Below are 15,133 nucleotides of genomic sequence, written 5' to 3'. Positions count from 1 at the left end.
CCGAGGCACCGGTGTATCCGGCGCGGCTGGGCAATCGCTGCCGATCCAGCGTCGAAACCCCCGGCTGTCAGTACCCGTACTTATCTATGCGTACGGCAGTGCGAAATGCGACCCACTGCCCTGTCGTGCGCATCGAGGCACAGATCAGGCCGATAGCCGACACGACCCCGGGAATTCCGAACATCACGATGCAGGGCAGAACGGTGAGGCCGGAGACCACACCGAAGGTGAGCGCGCCGAAACCGAACATTGCGCCGATGAGGGAGCAGATGATGGTCAGTACTCGCCCGGCTCTTCTGCCCGCCAACAGCATGAAACCCGCAGTGCTCCACAGGAACATCAGCATCATGAAAACAATTACCAGTAGCACAAAAAGGGCGAAGTCATTGTCCGTATGAATCGATTCCCAGTCGTTGATCGTCACAGCAAGGAGAACAAGGAAAAACCCTGTGAATACCAGCCCGATAACGAGTGTTGCGATCCCTGCGGCGAGGGCCGTGCCTTTCGGCGGCGCCGGACCGAAGAGCACTTCAGGATCATCGATGTCGTCCACATATGGGGCAGACTGCGCGATAGGCGTATCCCAGGCCTGAGGTGCGGCTCCCACATACGGCTGTCGCGAGCTGGGGGCACCGTAGCTGTTGGGTTGCATATTCAGTGCGGTCGGTGCCGAACGTGCGAGATCGGCCCCGATATGCCGGCCCTCGAGCGCGGCCAGGGCTGCGGCGGTGAATTCGGCGCAGGTGGCGAACCGCTCGTCACGGTTCTTGGCCATTGCCCGTTCCAGCACCGTGTTCATGGCGATGGGTAGATCGGTGCGGAATCCGGTCAGCTCCGGCACCGGCTGAGCAATATGCCCCATGACGACCTGTCCCGGGTTCGTCGACGCATACGGCGGCTGTCCGGCGAGCATCGCGAACAACGTGCACGCCAGCGAGTACTGGTCGGTGCGATGGTCGACATCATCCCCGGACAACTGTTCCGGTGACCCATAGGCGAGGGTCGCGGTGAAGGTTCCGGTGGCTGTGATCTTCGTATTGTTTGCGTCGGTGAGCCGCGCAATACCGAAATCGGTGAGAATCGCGTGCGTTTCGCGGAACTCGTCGGCCTCGGCGATCAGAATGTTGGCCGGTTTGATATCGCGGTGCAGAACCCCACGGCTGTGCGCGTAGTCCAGCGCCGAGGCTGTTTCGGTGAGCAGGCGCACCACGGACGCGGGCGACTGCCCCGCGGATTTCCACGACGCCGCATCGGTACCGCGGATATATTGCATAGCAATCCACAGATGTCCGTCATCGGCACCACGGTCGTACACTCCCACGATCCCGGGATGCTCCAGCTGGGCGACGACATCGGCCTCTCGCTCGAACCGCCGGACCAATTCGGGATCGGTGGATACCTCCCGGTTCAGCAGTTTCAGCGCCACACTGCGCGGCAGGCGTGGATGCCGGGCAAGATATACGGTCCCCATCCCGCCCTGGCCCAGAACCCCTTCCACCTGGTATCCGGCAAAGGTGGTACCCGCCCCCAGCATCACAACTCCCTCTGTCACCTGTAAACGTGCCGACGGTACCGCATGGACGCCCCTCCGGCCACGGCAGTAAGGCCAAAGGCACATCGATCCGCACGACAGCACCGAGGCTGGAGCCGACCCGCGAAGACACGTTCGTTGAAATGGCTCGAAATACGCTGATCAGCGCGGAAACCGCAGGCCCCCGCGTCCCTTCATCCTGCCGGTGAAAGCCGCCCATTCTGCCGGGCTGAACATCAGTGAAGGTCCAGTGGGGTTCTTGGAGTCACGGATACCGACGTGGCCCTGTTCCAGCCAAGCAACCTCGACGCAATCTCCCCCTCCCCCGCTGTACGACGACTTGAACCACTGGGCACCCGATAGACTCATGGTCACTGCTCGTATCTCCTTGCTATTTTCCTGATTCGGTCACGCGAACACACCTCATCGAGGGTTGCGACCCGAAGCGAGTCGTAGAGCGACCGGAATCGCTCCACATCAGCCGTATCTTCGAAGGTCATCGAACCGATTGCGCCTTCGGAGTGCACTACGGACGGCTCACTGTCCGGAAAGTCGAGAACGATGAATGGTGGAACTACATCCCCCGTCGGCAGTCCAGCAGTGAAGGGAACCACCCGTACGCCCAGATTTTCCTGAGTGCTCATATCAGCGATGTGCCGACACTGCGCGGCCATGATCCGCGGCGAGCCGACCACCGTATGCAGGACGTTCTCATGCAACAAGAACTCGAGCCTCGCCTTCCAACGCCGCTGCATCAGTCGCGTACGCCGCTGTATGCGCATTTCCACGCGCAAGTCGATCGCAGAGTCCGGATCGTCAGGAGCGTAAGCGCGGTACACGGCCCGGGCATAGTCCGCTGTTTGCAGCACTCCTGGTATGACAAGCGGTTGAAAGAACCGGAGATCCGTGGCGTACGACTCGAGCTCGAGGTACGAACTGAAACCTTCGTGAACGAAGTGCCGGTAATTCTGCCACCAAACCTTGGTATTCGATTCGGCCGCTATCGCCATCAGATATGCGGTCCGTTCCTGCGGCAAGCAGTAATAACGGCAGAGGTACTCGACCTCCCGGACCTTGATCTTCTCGTACTGACCCAACTCGATCCGGCTGAGTGTCGCCCGGCTGAACTCGGTCTCCCGTGCTACCTGGTCCAGCGTGGACCCGAGCGCGTGGCGGGCATCGCGTAACGCCCGCCCGAGTTGCCGCCGCGGCAGTGTGGTGCCGCTGAGATCCGCCTTGCTCGGCATAGCGCCTCCCCTGTTTCTCAATGGAATCGCTCGGCGTTTCTCAGGTCGAGAATCATCGTAGGCGTGCCCTGAGAGTCGTGCTGGGCAGATACACCAAACCTGCGAAGGCCCCTCGTCGAGATATTCCAAGCCTCTGACGTGCAGCAACATAACCACATGCCCGAGATACACGGAAGCCGTTGGCGCAAAGGAGTATTACTCCGCATCTGCGGTATCGGCCAAACCGATCCCTCCCCCGTTGATGCCGCGCCTGTTCACTCAGTCACCTATGAACACGAGGGTCACGCGAGGCTCGCAACGGGTCATTTTCCATCCGGCAGTACACCGATTCGGGATCCCCGACGATTCCAGCGACGGGAGGATCAGGAGCGCGGCCGGTGGCTCTCGCCCTCTGTTGCGACCCCGGCGACCCGATACACCGAGGCCGGCGGTTGGCTCGCGGCTTGGAGTCACGATCGCGAACACATTCGAATACTCCAGGTGCGCTTGGTGTCCGGTTCGCCGCTGGAGTTGTCCACCGGCGCCTGCATTCCGGATCTGGCGGATATGCGCGAACGCTTCCCGGAGCACGCCGGCCTGTGGGATGCGATCCGGCACGAGTTCTGGGCGGCTCTCGTACCGGAGAGCCACACCGGATGAGCACCATCCGCTATCCCGATGACGAATCCGTCGCGGAGATCACCGCGCGCTATCTACTCGCCATGCCCGCCGGGCTCCTGCCCATGCTGTACGGGTTCCTTTTCGACGGTAAAATCGTTCACTCCGATTGTGTCGGGGTGGATCTCGGCCGCGATCGTGGCACGGATGATCCCAACCCGATACATCTGAAGGCCGCGTACCTGCGCAAAATCCTCGGACCCGGAATGTTCGGTTTCGGGTTCACGTTCCCGGTTTTCTCCGATCAACTCGATGACCTCCCCCGCAACCGCCATATCCCGGCACCGGTCCGCGCCGCCGCCGAGCAGCTTCCCACCGCCTACGATCTCATCGCCGCGGTCACCATCGATGCGACGGGCCGACAGTGGTGGGCGGTGGTCCCCCGCCAAATGCCCGGCCTGGACCCGATCCTCCTGCGGCTGCCCGCAACCCCATCAGAGAACTGGCGGATTCCCGAAAGCCTCGATGCTTCCCTGTGGACCGCGGCGCTCGCACTCGACGACGACAACCATGCCGCACTGCTGCGCCTGCGGACTACGTGCCCGGATTCGAGTTCGGCCCGGTGAGCGCAGTCGCTGAACGAGACGGGGCCAACAGCCGACGCTCCCGCGCCGACGTCGGATTCCGGGCAGCGGAAACCAGTGCTACCGGGCAGCTCACCAGGCGTCGGCGCGTTCCTCTTCCAACCGGTTCCAGGCGAAATCCAGCCAGGTACTGAAATGCCTGGTGAACTCGGCGGGTGTAGCGGGTCTAACCGTCACGTGCGTGCCACGGTGTTCGGTGTAGCGGCCGTCGCCGGTGATGTCGTACCACTCCAATTTGCGAACCGGATCCATGGCCGCGTCGTACCGCCCGATCCGAAGGACCGCGCACCCTCCACCATCGGCTTCGCGGCCGAGCAGGCGGCGGTATGCGTCGCGCGCACGAGTCCGGCGACGATCTTCGAACTGCTCCGTACGCTTCCCGAGATCATCGGGATGAAAGGTCGCCGACTCCGCGGAACCCGGCGCGCAACCGGGCAGCGCGGAGACCAGGCGGGCCGCCAAATGCTCCGGACGGAACAAACGCACCTGGATCGAACCGAAATCATCCGCGTTCCCGGCCTGACTGAATGTCACGGCATGGGCGTCGGTGCGGGCCCCGACGACCCGGTAATTACGCATATCACCACGCCCGGTGCTGCGCTTGTGCGCGACGGTGCCGCCGAATATCGCAACCTGCATTCCCGAGTTTCCCAGCGTATCCAGCGCCACCTGGATCGCCGCACGCTCCTCCCGCGAATAGCGCTCCCGCACCGCGAGACGATGTGCCCGGAATTCGTCGTTGAACGCGAACCGGCTGGTGTAGCGGAGCGGGCTGGGGAACCGATCGTAGGCGTCGCTGTACCACAGCGACGCGAAATCATCCGGTTCCCAAGTCCACTCGGACATCTCTCGTTCCCTCTATCAGATGTGATACAACGATTCCGGCAGATGCGCAATTGCTGTGTGTATCCGCGCCGGAACAGACACACCCGGGAACCGGCCGGTAGTCGGCCGAACCCGAAAGAACTGAGCCTATTCGGGGTTGGAGCCGATCACACCACCCTCGATGGTCGGCGGGATCTCACCCAGCAGCTCGTCGGTGTTCTCCTGATTGATCAAGTAGTCCGGCACGGAACGGTTCGATTCGTCGTCCTGCCCACCGCCGCGACCGGCCCCCGCCGCGCCCATCGGCATACCGCCCATACCGCGTGTTCCCGCCGCCGTTGTACCAGCGGCCGCCGCGGCACCGGTCGGGGCCCCCGGACCGGTGGCGGGAGTGCCCGGAACCGTGCGGCCCGGGCCCGGTGCTTCCGGAGAGCCAGGGCTTCCCGGTGTGCCCGCTGGTGTACCGCCCGGCGAACCGGGACCGGTGGTTACCCCGGCAGGTGCAGTACTCGCCGGGACCGTGGGAGTGGTGCTCGGAGTTTCGGTGCCGGCAGGCGTGGTGGCGGTCTCACCGGGCGACGTGGTCGTGGGCTGACCGGTCTGGTCGTCACCAGGAGTCTCGCCTTGCGGATCCTCGGGGGTCCCTGGTGTTTCACCATTGGGGGCGCCGCCGGGTGTGGTGCTGTTCGGGTTCCCCGACGTGGTGGTCGATGGGTTACCCGTATCGGTGTTGTAGCCGCCCGGCGGGGGTGCGGGAATATCGGTGGTCGTCGTCGGCCCGACCGGAATCGCAATGACGGGAACCGAGTGGTCGAGAACACCGAACCGATCGACATAGTGGATAGTCATCGCGGTACGAGCGGTCGCCGTTCGCCGTTCGGCTTCGTCGTCGCTGATCATCCGATTGAAGAATCCGTCAATGCCGGTGACATCCAAAGGGTCGCCGATGCCCTTCTTCGTTTCGACAATGGCATTGACAGCATCGGCAACCCCGTTGGACAGCCCCTCCAGAGCGGGGGTCACCGGGCGTGCATACTTCTCGATGTAATCGCTGATCGCCTGCCGGGACTGCTCCGCGGCAGGGCCGGACCAAGCCTGGGCGAGCGAGGTTTGAACGGACCGGATGAAGGTCTCCACACCCTCTTCCCACGACACGCGCATCTCCCAGTACTTATCGGACTGGGCTTTCGCATCGTCGACGACCAAAGGGTCGAAGGCATTCTTGATTTTCTCGTGGTCCCAACCGAGCGGGTGTTCCCCGCCGAGCCCGATGATCGGGTTCTCGTATTCCGGTACGTTGCTCATCCTGTGGATCCATCAGGTAGCGGACGACCGGTGGCCACCACGACAGGCGGTCGTTCGGGCAGGCCGGCGCTGAGCGAGTTGTACGCGGCCGCCCATTCATCATCAGCTTGCATGATTCGATCGCGGATCGTTCGGTAGACGTTCTGGATGTCCTCGACGATCAGGTAGTGCTGCTCCATGATCTCCCAGACACCGTTACCATCCGGTGCGCCTTTGGCTTTCACCTTGTAGCGCCCGACCATCGCGCGAGCGGATACCAAGGAGTCGTTGGCCTCGCCCAGGCCCCAGGTTTCCTGTTGCGATATCTGCTCCGCACTACGCTGGATATCACGAATCGCCAACTTGAACGTCTCACAGTCACGGTCCAGGTAGATGAATTCCTCGGGCGTCATCTGGACAGAGACCTGCCCTTCGTTCGCCGCGTTCAACAAGTTGGCCATCGGCCGAGGCGCAGGTTCTTCACTCACAATTTCTTACCTCCCCAAGACAACAGACCTACACGATTCACACGCCAGCCGGAATTACAGGGACTACCTTTTCGGCTAGGCCACGAGCCAGAACGCACGTATCGAGATGACCGGTCTTACGATTGGATGGGGGGTTACTCAGTCCGAATTCCAAGCTTCCACCGTTGATCTCAACATTCACGTTGCATGACGCATCGGTGTTAGTTTTCTGCCGTTGCGAAGTAATCGCTTTACGGTTACCGATGATGAACTCAACGGTTCCGGGGTAGCCCTTGTCCCGCACCATCGGCAATGTGAGGTTGGTTGTCTGGATGCCGACTGCGTAGCCATCTGGCTGCACCCATCCACATCCCTCCCACTTGACCCCGCCTCCGCTGAAGTCATCGTCGTTCTTATTCCGGAGATTCTCCGAGTCCAGCACGGCTTGCGGGATTTCTGTGCACGGGTCATAGCTGGTAGGCGCATCCGGCGCCATAACGGGAGTCGACTCGGCCGCTTCCCCCTCGGTGGACGATTCACACCCCGTCAGCGCCAACACCACCCCGCTGACCAGCGCAATCAGCAGCCGCCGCTTCCCCGCGATCACCAATGCCGACCTCCACCGCCGATGACATCACTCGTCCGACCCCGGGGAGGACCGGCGTCTCCGCCCCCTGCTGCCGGCTCGCTCAGACGTTACCGGCGCTCAGAAACCACCGCAACAGCCGCACCGCCCCGGGCCGGGCCGGGCACACCTATACGCCAATCAGCTACCGGCCGCGGCACCCGGACTCGCACGCCCAGGACGGGCCGGACATCAGGCGGCTCTGCGCGGTCGGCCGTGCACGGCGAGATCGGCTGCCCCTGGAGCGCTGGTATCGTCCGGCCGAACGACTCGGCAGGAACAGAAGGGGGGCCGGGGGTGGCCAATCCGCTCCAGAGCGATATTTGCGCATTGGCGCAAACTCTTACCGGACTGAGTAATTCGCAGAAGATACTCGAAGATGCGCTGACGGCGATGGCCGATGTGGGACCGGCGAGCATCGGCACCCGGGCACTCGACAATGCCCGCGGGGTGGTACTCGATATGGCGGCGCCGGTGACCTTCCCGCAACCACTACCGAATAACGGGAGTTTCAGTCTTGCGCTCTGACGGCACACAGCACCGAAACATCGCCGCAGTTCACGGGGCCGGAGCCGGCACCGAGAACTCAGCAGTAAACCTGGACAAGCGCCCAGCGAACCCCAGGAGACATAAAATACGCGCAGACGGCAGTACCGGTGCCGGCACCGAGAACATCACAGACGACCTCATGGCGGGTGGTTGGGCGACAACCCACTCCTCGAAGGCCCTCAGGTACACGCTGGTCACGATTGGCTTCCTCCTGGACATGCTGTTGCATATCGCGGTAGGCGCAGCAGTCTGGTACACCTTCGATCATTCCCCGGAACCACCGTGGAATCCGGTCATGTCGGGTGTGTTCGCCGGTATCGCCGCTTCGTTCATCCACCGCACACTCATCCAGCGACTGATCCGGACCACTCTCGGTAAAGCCTTCTTCGGCCTCAGGCTGAGGCAGGAAGACGGCACGTATCCGCCGCTTCGGAGGCTGATCAAACAGTGGTTCATCGGAATTCTTGCCGCGCTGGAGATAGTTACCAGCCTGAGCTGACCGGCAATTCACCACACCACGGAGTCGCCTTAACCTGAGGCGGGGCCTGGACAACCTGATCTGGCGGGACGAGGTCGGATCGCTCGATCCGTGCGGGTTCATCAACGACACGGCCATCGAGGCGCTCGGCGTACTCGATCAACTGGTCGAGTAGCGGTCGTCACGAACGCGTTGTGTAGCGGTCAATCGTCGGCGGCGACTATCTGTTGCGGGGCAGGGCGTTCGTGGCGGGGACGGACAGCGGGGTTGGTTCACTGTCCCGACGTGCCGGATCAACGCGGCTGGACAGGTGTGTCGCACCCGCGCTGGCGAGCACCACGAGACCGATACCCGCCCATTGGACCGCCTGCAGGTCCTGGTCGAGCAGGACCAGGCCGACGACGGCCGCGAGCGCCGGTTCCAGGCTCATCAGGACCCCGAATGCCGAAGCGTCCATACGCCGCAGAGCGCTGAGTTCGACCGCATGCGGGATGAGCGAGGAGAGCGCCGCCACCGCCAGTACTCCGACCAGGAGCCACCACGTGAAGGTGATGTTGCCGGCCCCGGTCAGCAGCATCGGAACGGCCGCCACCGCACCCAGTCCCATTGCCAGCGCCAGCCCGCTGTGACCTGTGGTGTGCCGGGCCACGAGATCACTGAACGCGATATAGCTGCCCCAGCCGACACCGGAGAGCACGGCCAGGCCGACTCCGATCCACGAGTGGGAGCCGCCGGAATCCATGAGCAGTAGCACGCCGACACCGGCCAGTGCCACCCACACGGCATTGATCGGCCGCCGTCCGGCAAGGAGTCCGACCGTGAGCGGGCCGAGGAATTCGATGGTGACCGCCATGCCCAGTGGGATTCGTTCGATGGCCGCGTAGAAGCTGAGATTCATTCCGGCGACGGCGATTCCGAGACCGACTACATAGGGCAATGCCTTCCGGTCGACGCGCAGCGATGCCCGCCAGAGGAACAGCGCAATGGTTCCGGCCAGCAGAATCCGCAGCCATGCCGCGGTGAAAGAGCCGACGGATTCGATCAGGTGTTTCGCTACCGCCGAACCGAACTGCACGCTGACCATGGCCAGGAGGACGAACATCAGCGCGGAAACATTCTCGGGCAGCGGTTGTCTGCTCCGGCCCTGGGCGGTGAAGCGCGAACTGACCGTGGGAGGCGAAGCAACTATCACGACGCGATGTTATGTAGCTACGTCAACTAACAACAGACCGCCAGGTATCGTTTTGGCATCAGGTGTTGCAATGGAAAGGGTCGCCCGAGGTCCTGACCCGAACGCCGAATCGGCGCTATTCGACCCGTCGAGCCGACCCATGACCCGGGTATGCGGCCCGGCGGTCCGGTTGCGGCCTCCTCATCGTGTTCGTGTCTGCGGTGCACCGGGCGGAATGTGGTGCGGGCCGAGCGAGAGCCGGGGCCTCACCCGGCGAAGAGCAGACCACTCAACCGACGACCACATTCTTCCTCTTCCAGCAGCTGCGATGCTAACCGAGTTGTCAACTCGCCCGGAGCTTCTCGGTTTCCGGGTCCGGGTCAGGTGCCAGATTCGAGGGCCCGCATGAGAAGGTCGATGCCGATCTCCAGTCGCGTGACGAACTCTTCCCGCGTCGCTGCCTCATGTTTGATGCCGCGGGCAGTGCTCAGCAAAGTCCGGGCCATATTGTCCGCGAGACCCGCACGCTCTGAAGCTGTTTCCGCGGCGACGGCATCCGTGACCATCTCGCGGAAACGCCGGGGGTAGTCGACGACAACGAACCCCAGCAGGTCCGGATTGGTCTCGATCAACAGGCGCTGCGCCACATGAACAGGTAGCAAGAGACAGATCTGGACGTCACACCGTGCGGTGATACTCCCCCCCCTATTCACCGCAAATTCTGCGGCGAATAGGAGTGCGATGTGGATTCGGCCAACTCGCCCGAACGATCACTTCGCATTTCGCCGGTCGCCGACCTGCGAATGGAGTACTCACCGTGAGGTCGACATTGCTCAGATCCCCAGGACCAGTTTCGCGGTGGTGAAGTAGATGATCAGACCAGTGGCGTCCACCAGGGTGGTGACCATCGGCGCCGATACCACGGCCGGGTCGATTCGCAGCCGCTTGGCCAGCAGCGGCATGGTGCCGCCGATGGTGGCGGCCCAGGCGCAGATCAGTACCAGCGTGACTCCGACGACCACCGCGACCTTCGGCCCGACGAACACGCCCCCGATCACCAGACCGACGACCGCCAGCATCGAACCCAGCACCAGACCGACCCGGCACTCACGCCAGATGACCTTGAAGAGATCTCCGCCGCGCACCTCACCCACCGCTACCGCACGCACACAGGCCGTGGCGGCCTGAGCACCCGCGTTACCGCCGGCACCGATCAGCAGCGGAATGAACAGCGCCAGCTGCGCGGCTTGTTCGAGCGTGGCCTCGAAGAAACCGGTCACGCTGACCGTGAGCGTGGCGGCTACCAGCAGCAGCATCAGCCACAGCGCGCGGTAGCGGGCCAGCTGGAACACCCCGGCCGCCATATAGTGGCCTTCCCACGGCGCCGAACCCGCCTGCTTGGCGACGTCCTCGCTATCGGCCGCCTCGATCACCTCGACCGCATCGTCGATGGTGAGCAACCCCACCAGCCGGTCCTCGCTGTCGACCACCGGCATGTTGATGTCGTTCGTCTCACGCATCAACCGCGCGGCCTTCTCCGCCGAATCGGTGGCCCGGACGAACGCGGGTTCGGTGACGACCAGATCCGCGACCATCGTGTCGGGACCGCTGAGCACCAGCTCACGCAGTTCGACGATGCCCTGCAACCGGCGGCCGCAGTCGACCACGGGCAGCGTGTAGACGGTTTCGGCGTTTCCGCCCTTGGCCCGCACGGTACGCAGCGCGTCGGCGACGCTCAGGGTGCCCGGGATCGCGACGACCTCCGGCGACATGTACCGCCCGACCGAACCCTCGGGGTAGCCCAGCAGCGCGGCGGTCATCCGCCGCTCGCGCGGGCTCAGCCCGGCCAGCGCCTTCTTCGCGACCTTGGCGGGTGCTTCGCGCAGCATGCGCGCCCGGTCGTCGGGGGCCATCCCCTCGACGAGTTCGCGGAAGCTCTGATCGCGCAGGCCCTGCAGGATCTGCTGCTGATCGACGGGTTCGAGTTCCTCGAACACCGCGAGTGCCAGATCTTTGTCCAGCAGACGGAACGCCACCCCGGCCTCGACCGCGTCCATACGGGCGAGTTCATCGGCGATGACGTGCGGCGGATGGTTGTCCAGCCAGTGCAATGCGGCGTCGACGCGATGGCTTTCGACAACATTCTGGAGGGATTCCGACAGCGTCGTCGGCGCTTCGATGAGTTCGATCTGCGACATGAGAAGTCCTCGGCACAGCGTTGAGTAGCGAGTGATTCGAAATGAAGTCACACCGCGAGGCGCCGAGCCGAGCCGCTCCGCCGGCAGTCGCTGCTAGCGGAAACGCGGACGGACGGCGCCGCGCGGCCTTCGACTGGGAGGTTCACTGCGCATTTGCATCCCCACCTCCCTCTCGTAGCCGCCGCGCGCCGGAGCACGCTGCTCATCCGATAAATAGCTCGATGAATGCGAATGCATTCCTCAGCAGGATACATCCCATCGGCGGGATGTCCGCATCGCAATGTTGATCACACGGCGTTTCACACGCCCGGGCGTGTCCCGCGGCGCTCTCTGCCCGTACCGCCGTAGCCGGCAGCGAGGATTCGGTAGCTGACAATTCGCCAGCGGCGGAGGATAGTTGCGGCATGGATACCGAGAGGGACGCCGCGGCGGCGGTGGCCGACCGGGTCTTCCACACCGTGCTCGGAGCGGTCGATATGCTGGCGATATTCGTCGGCGACCGGCTGGGCTGGTACCGCAGCCTTGCCGACGACGGCCCGGCGACAGCCACCGGACTGGCCGAACGCACCGCGACCCATCCGCGGTATGCCAGGGAATGGCTGGAACAGCAGGCGGTGACCGGATTGCTGACCGTACACCGCGACGGGAGCCCCGGTGAGCGCGTCTTCGCCATCCCGCCGGCGACCGCCGAAGTGCTCACCGATGAACACAGCCTCAACTATCTGGCGCCGTTCACGCGGCTGTTCGGCGCGACCGGGCCCGTACTGCCGAAACTGCTCGAGGCCTACCGCACCGGTAACGGAGTGAGCTGGGACGATCTCGGCGACGACGCCCGCGAAGCCCAGGCCGACGGTAACCGGCCCTGGTACGAGCACCGGCTCGCAGGCGCCCTGGCCGGGGTCCCGGCACTGGAGGCGACCCTGGGCGCCCCCGCGGCCCGGGTTCTCGATATCGGCTGTGGTGCGGGCTGGTCCGCGATCGCGCTCGCGCGCGCCTACCCGCGGGCACAGGTGCGCGGCGTGGATATCGACGCGCCGTCGGTGCGGATGGCCGTGCGCAACGCCGCCGCGGCCGGCCTCGCCGAGCGGATACGTTTCGAGGTCGCCGACGCCGCGGAGCTACCGGCGGGCGGTTTCGATATCGCCTTCGCCTTCGAATGTGTGCACGATATGCCGCGCCCGGTCGAGGTGCTGGCGGCGGTGCGGCGGGCCCTGGCTCCCGGTGGATTCCTGGTGGTGATGGACGAGGCGGTGGCGCCGGATTTCGCGCCCGATGGCGACGAGCTGGAACGGCTCATGTACGGCTTCAGCCTCTTCGTCTGCCTGCCCGACGGTATGTCGAGCCCGCCGAGCGCCGGAACCGGCACCGTGATGCGCCCGGAGACACTGCGCCGGTACGCGCTCGAAGCGGGTTTCACCTCGTTCGAGGTCCTGCCCATCGAGGATTTCGGCTTCTGGCGCTTCTACCGGCTCGGTTGAGCGACCCGGGCGATCCGGGAAGTGTGGACCGGCCGGGAATTCAGCGCGTCCGGCGACGAACCGTTGCCCGCCGGGCCGCCGGCCGACAGAGTGGAGGGTGAAGTGTCTCGTATCGGCCCCCGGGCCCGACAACTGAGGAGAGTGCTGTGCGCTTCGGAATCTTCATCCCGCAGGGATGGCGGCTCGATCTGGTGGGAATCGAACCCGCCGCACAGTGGGAGGTGATGCGGGGTCTCGCGGCACGCGCCGACGCGAATCCGGTGTGGGAATCACTGTGGGTGTACGACCATTTCCACACCGTTCCGGAGCCCAGCGAGGAAGCCACCCACGAAGCGTGGAGCCTGATGTCGGCGTTCGCGGCCACTACATCGCGGGTGCGGCTGGGTCAGATGTGTACCGCGATGAGCTACCGCAACCCGGCCTATCTGGCCAAGGTCGCGGCGACCGTCGACCTGATCTCGGGCGGACGCACCGAAATGGGGATCGGCGGCGGCTGGTACGAGCACGAATGGCGGGCCTACGGGTACGGGTTCCCCACCGCGGGTGAACGGCTGGGCCGCCTCGACGAGGGCGTGCAGATCTTCCGGCAGGCGTGGAGTTCGGGCACCGCCACCCTGGACGGCAAGTACTACCAGGTCGACGGCGCGATCGTCCGCCCGCTTCCGGTGCAGGAGGGCGGTATCCCGCTGTGGATCGCCGGCGGCGGCGAGAAGAAGACCCTGCGGATCGCCGCGAAATACGCGAACTACACCAACTTCGCCGGTAATCCCGAGGAGTTCACCCGCAAATCGGAGATCCTGCGCGACCACTGCGCCGACGTCGGCACCGATTTCGATGCGATCGTTCGCAGCGCCAATTTCAATGTCGCGATCGGCGCCACCGAGGGCGAGGTCGAACAGCGCAAGACCGAGCATGCCGCGCGTCTCGCGCCGGTGCTCGGGGCGGAGAAGGCCGGCGGTTTCGTCGAGAACCTGTACAACGGCGGCGCGGCCGTCGGTACGCCCGAACAGATCGTGGAGAAGCTGTCCGCGCTCCGCGACCTCGGCCTGGGCTACACAATTCTCAACTTCCCGGAAGCGGCCTACGACACAAGCGGGATCGAACTCTTCGAACGTGAGGTCATCCCGGCGCTTACCTGACCGAGCCCGCGGAGGCGTCAAGGGCGGATACCGGGATCCGCCCGATCGTCCGCAGCGCTCCGCCGGCCCGAACAGCCCCGAGTTCCCTCGGCATCCCCGGTTTCCCCGCCCGGGACCACCCGGCGACGCCGGTCGGAACAGGCGCGGTGTCCGCCCGTGCCCGGACGCTCCCGGTGCGCGGTAGTTCAGGTCCGGGAGTCGAACAGCGGTGTCACCGCGGCGCCGGTGCGGTCGATATCGCCGGTGGCGAGCAGGTCCAGCAGGGCGCCCCGGAGCAGGGCCAGCACCCGGGTACGTTGCGCCCGGCCCTCGTCGGTATCCCGGATATGCCCCGGTTGTGCGCGCGCCAGCACGTCGAGCCAATCTGTCACGGTCGCCCGCGCGAATCCGGCCCAGGATCCCCCGGGCTCGACCAGAGAGCGCGAGTAGGCTTCGAGCCACAGCGTGAGCAGGCTCCGGTGTTCGGGCGCCGACAGCCAAGTCCACAGCAGCTCGGCAGTCTGCTCGAGCCGGCTGTCGTCGGACGTCACCTGCCGCGGGAGTTCGCTTTCCAGACCGGCGAGTAGGTCGAGTTCGCTGATGCGGGCGCGAGCCAGCAGCGCTCGCACCAGCCCGTCCTTGCTGCCGAAAAGATAGGTCAGGACGCGGGTGCTGGACCCGATCGACCTGGCCAGGGGGCGCAGGGAGAGATCCGTCAGCCCGTGGGCGAGCACGTACCGGTAAGCCGCTTCGAGCAGTTCGACCTGACGCGCTGACGGGCCCGCGGATACATCCGGCACAGCCGTGACTCTACGACATATCTGCCACAGTCGTGTCAGTCGACGGTTCGGACGTGCCTGTGGAAGAACGCCGTCAGCCGTGCCAGAAACGCCTGCGGATTATCGATGAACGGCCAATCCC

At 64.6% G+C, this 15,133-nt stretch carries 17 protein-coding genes; 6 read left to right on the top strand and 11 right to left on the bottom strand.

Translation table 11 applies throughout. The annotated features are described in order from the left end of the window. Nucleotides 1-67 precede the first annotated feature (67 nt). From ABZ827_RS10085 to ABZ827_RS10075, 3 genes are all read right to left on the bottom strand, one after another. Complete coding sequence (locus ABZ827_RS10085; protein ID WP_357235356.1) at nt 68-1,552, bottom strand: serine/threonine-protein kinase; 1,485 nt, start codon at nt 1,550-1,552, stop codon at nt 68-70. A 141-nt stretch (nt 1,553-1,693) separates the two neighbouring features. Further along, nucleotides 1,694-1,900: a DUF397 domain-containing protein gene (locus tag ABZ827_RS10080; RefSeq protein WP_357235912.1), complete on the bottom strand. Its 207-nt coding sequence runs from the start codon at nt 1,898-1,900 to the stop codon at nt 1,694-1,696. A gap of 2 nt (nt 1,901-1,902) precedes the next feature. Further along, nucleotides 1,903-2,778: a helix-turn-helix transcriptional regulator gene (locus ABZ827_RS10075; protein WP_357235353.1), complete on the bottom strand. Its 876-nt coding sequence runs from the start codon at nt 2,776-2,778 to the stop codon at nt 1,903-1,905. Nucleotides 2,779-3,258: 480 nt separating this feature from the next. Here ABZ827_RS10075 and ABZ827_RS10070 point away from each other — a divergent pair, with 480 nt between their 5' ends. Beyond that, nucleotides 3,259-3,417, top strand: a complete 159-nt coding sequence (locus ABZ827_RS10070; RefSeq protein ID WP_357235350.1) for a hypothetical protein — start codon at nt 3,259-3,261, stop codon at nt 3,415-3,417. Further along, nucleotides 3,414-4,001, top strand: coding sequence for a hypothetical protein (locus ABZ827_RS10065; RefSeq protein WP_357235348.1), 588 nt, complete (start codon nt 3,414-3,416; stop codon nt 3,999-4,001). Before ABZ827_RS10070 ends, ABZ827_RS10065 begins: the two co-directional genes overlap by 4 nt. A 90-nt stretch (nt 4,002-4,091) precedes the next feature. On the opposite strand, the gene ABZ827_RS10060 is transcribed toward ABZ827_RS10065, so the two are convergent. The 4 genes from ABZ827_RS10060 to ABZ827_RS10045 all read right to left on the bottom strand — a co-directional run bounded on the left by ABZ827_RS10060 (nt 4,092) and on the right by ABZ827_RS10045 (nt 7,202). Beyond that, nucleotides 4,092-4,865 (bottom strand): ESX secretion-associated protein EspG, encoded by a 774-nt coding sequence (locus tag ABZ827_RS10060; protein WP_357235345.1) that lies wholly within the window; start codon nt 4,863-4,865, stop codon nt 4,092-4,094. A 126-nt stretch (nt 4,866-4,991) separates the two neighbouring features. Then, nucleotides 4,992-6,149, bottom strand: coding sequence for a hypothetical protein (locus ABZ827_RS10055; RefSeq protein ID WP_357235343.1), 1,158 nt, complete (start codon nt 6,147-6,149; stop codon nt 4,992-4,994). Beyond that, on the bottom strand, nt 6,146-6,589 hold the full coding sequence (locus ABZ827_RS10050; protein WP_357235341.1) for a hypothetical protein: 444 nt from the start codon (nt 6,587-6,589) through the stop codon (nt 6,146-6,148). The genes ABZ827_RS10055 and ABZ827_RS10050 overlap by 4 nt, the downstream gene beginning before the upstream one ends. 64 nt (nt 6,590-6,653) lie before the next feature. Further along, entirely contained in the window at nt 6,654-7,202 is a 549-nt protein-coding gene (locus tag ABZ827_RS10045) for a DUF3558 domain-containing protein (protein WP_357235338.1), read from the bottom strand. A 348-nt stretch (nt 7,203-7,550) separates the two neighbouring features. On the opposite strand from ABZ827_RS10045, the gene ABZ827_RS10040 reads away from it, so the two are divergent. Both ABZ827_RS10040 and ABZ827_RS10035 read left to right on the top strand, forming a co-directional pair. Continuing rightward, nucleotides 7,551-7,748, top strand: a complete 198-nt coding sequence (locus tag ABZ827_RS10040; RefSeq protein ID WP_357235335.1) for a hypothetical protein — start codon at nt 7,551-7,553, stop codon at nt 7,746-7,748. Continuing rightward, a complete protein-coding gene (locus tag ABZ827_RS10035) occupies nt 7,738-8,268 on the top strand; it encodes an RDD family protein (protein ID WP_357235332.1) in 531 nt (176 codons plus the stop codon). The genes ABZ827_RS10040 and ABZ827_RS10035 overlap by 11 nt, the downstream gene beginning before the upstream one ends. A 199-nt stretch (nt 8,269-8,467) precedes the next feature. On the opposite strand, the gene ABZ827_RS10030 is transcribed toward ABZ827_RS10035, so the two are convergent. The 3 genes from ABZ827_RS10030 to mgtE form a co-directional block, all read right to left on the bottom strand. Beyond that, nucleotides 8,468-9,439, bottom strand: a complete 972-nt coding sequence (locus ABZ827_RS10030) for an EamA family transporter (protein WP_357235328.1) — start codon at nt 9,437-9,439, stop codon at nt 8,468-8,470. Between the two features lie 359 nt (nt 9,440-9,798). Beyond that, nucleotides 9,799-10,065, bottom strand: coding sequence for a hypothetical protein (locus ABZ827_RS10025; protein WP_357235325.1), 267 nt, complete (start codon nt 10,063-10,065; stop codon nt 9,799-9,801). A 186-nt stretch (nt 10,066-10,251) separates the two neighbouring features. Further along, a complete protein-coding gene (gene mgtE, locus ABZ827_RS10020) occupies nt 10,252-11,616 on the bottom strand; it encodes a magnesium transporter (protein ID WP_357235323.1) in 1,365 nt (454 codons plus the stop codon). Nucleotides 11,617-12,020: 404 nt separating this feature from the next. Between mgtE and ABZ827_RS10015 the strand changes: the two genes are divergently transcribed. After that, a complete protein-coding gene (locus tag ABZ827_RS10015; protein ID WP_357235320.1) occupies nt 12,021-13,094 on the top strand; it encodes a class I SAM-dependent methyltransferase in 1,074 nt (357 codons plus the stop codon). Nucleotides 13,095-13,240: 146 nt separating this feature from the next. Then, on the top strand, nt 13,241-14,233 hold the full coding sequence (locus ABZ827_RS10010) for an LLM class F420-dependent oxidoreductase (RefSeq protein WP_357235318.1): 993 nt from the start codon (nt 13,241-13,243) through the stop codon (nt 14,231-14,233). A 185-nt stretch (nt 14,234-14,418) separates the two neighbouring features. Here the strand turns inward: ABZ827_RS10010 and ABZ827_RS10005 are convergent, their stop codons facing one another. Continuing rightward, nucleotides 14,419-15,012, bottom strand: a complete 594-nt coding sequence (locus tag ABZ827_RS10005) for a TetR family transcriptional regulator (RefSeq protein WP_357235315.1) — start codon at nt 15,010-15,012, stop codon at nt 14,419-14,421. Between the last annotated feature and the right edge of the window lie 121 nt (nt 15,013-15,133).

The organism is Nocardia sp. NPDC019395, assembly GCF_040632335.1.
Classification (GTDB): domain Bacteria; phylum Actinomycetota; class Actinomycetes; order Mycobacteriales; family Mycobacteriaceae; genus Nocardia.
This window is presented reverse-complemented; position numbering and strand designations above follow the sequence as displayed.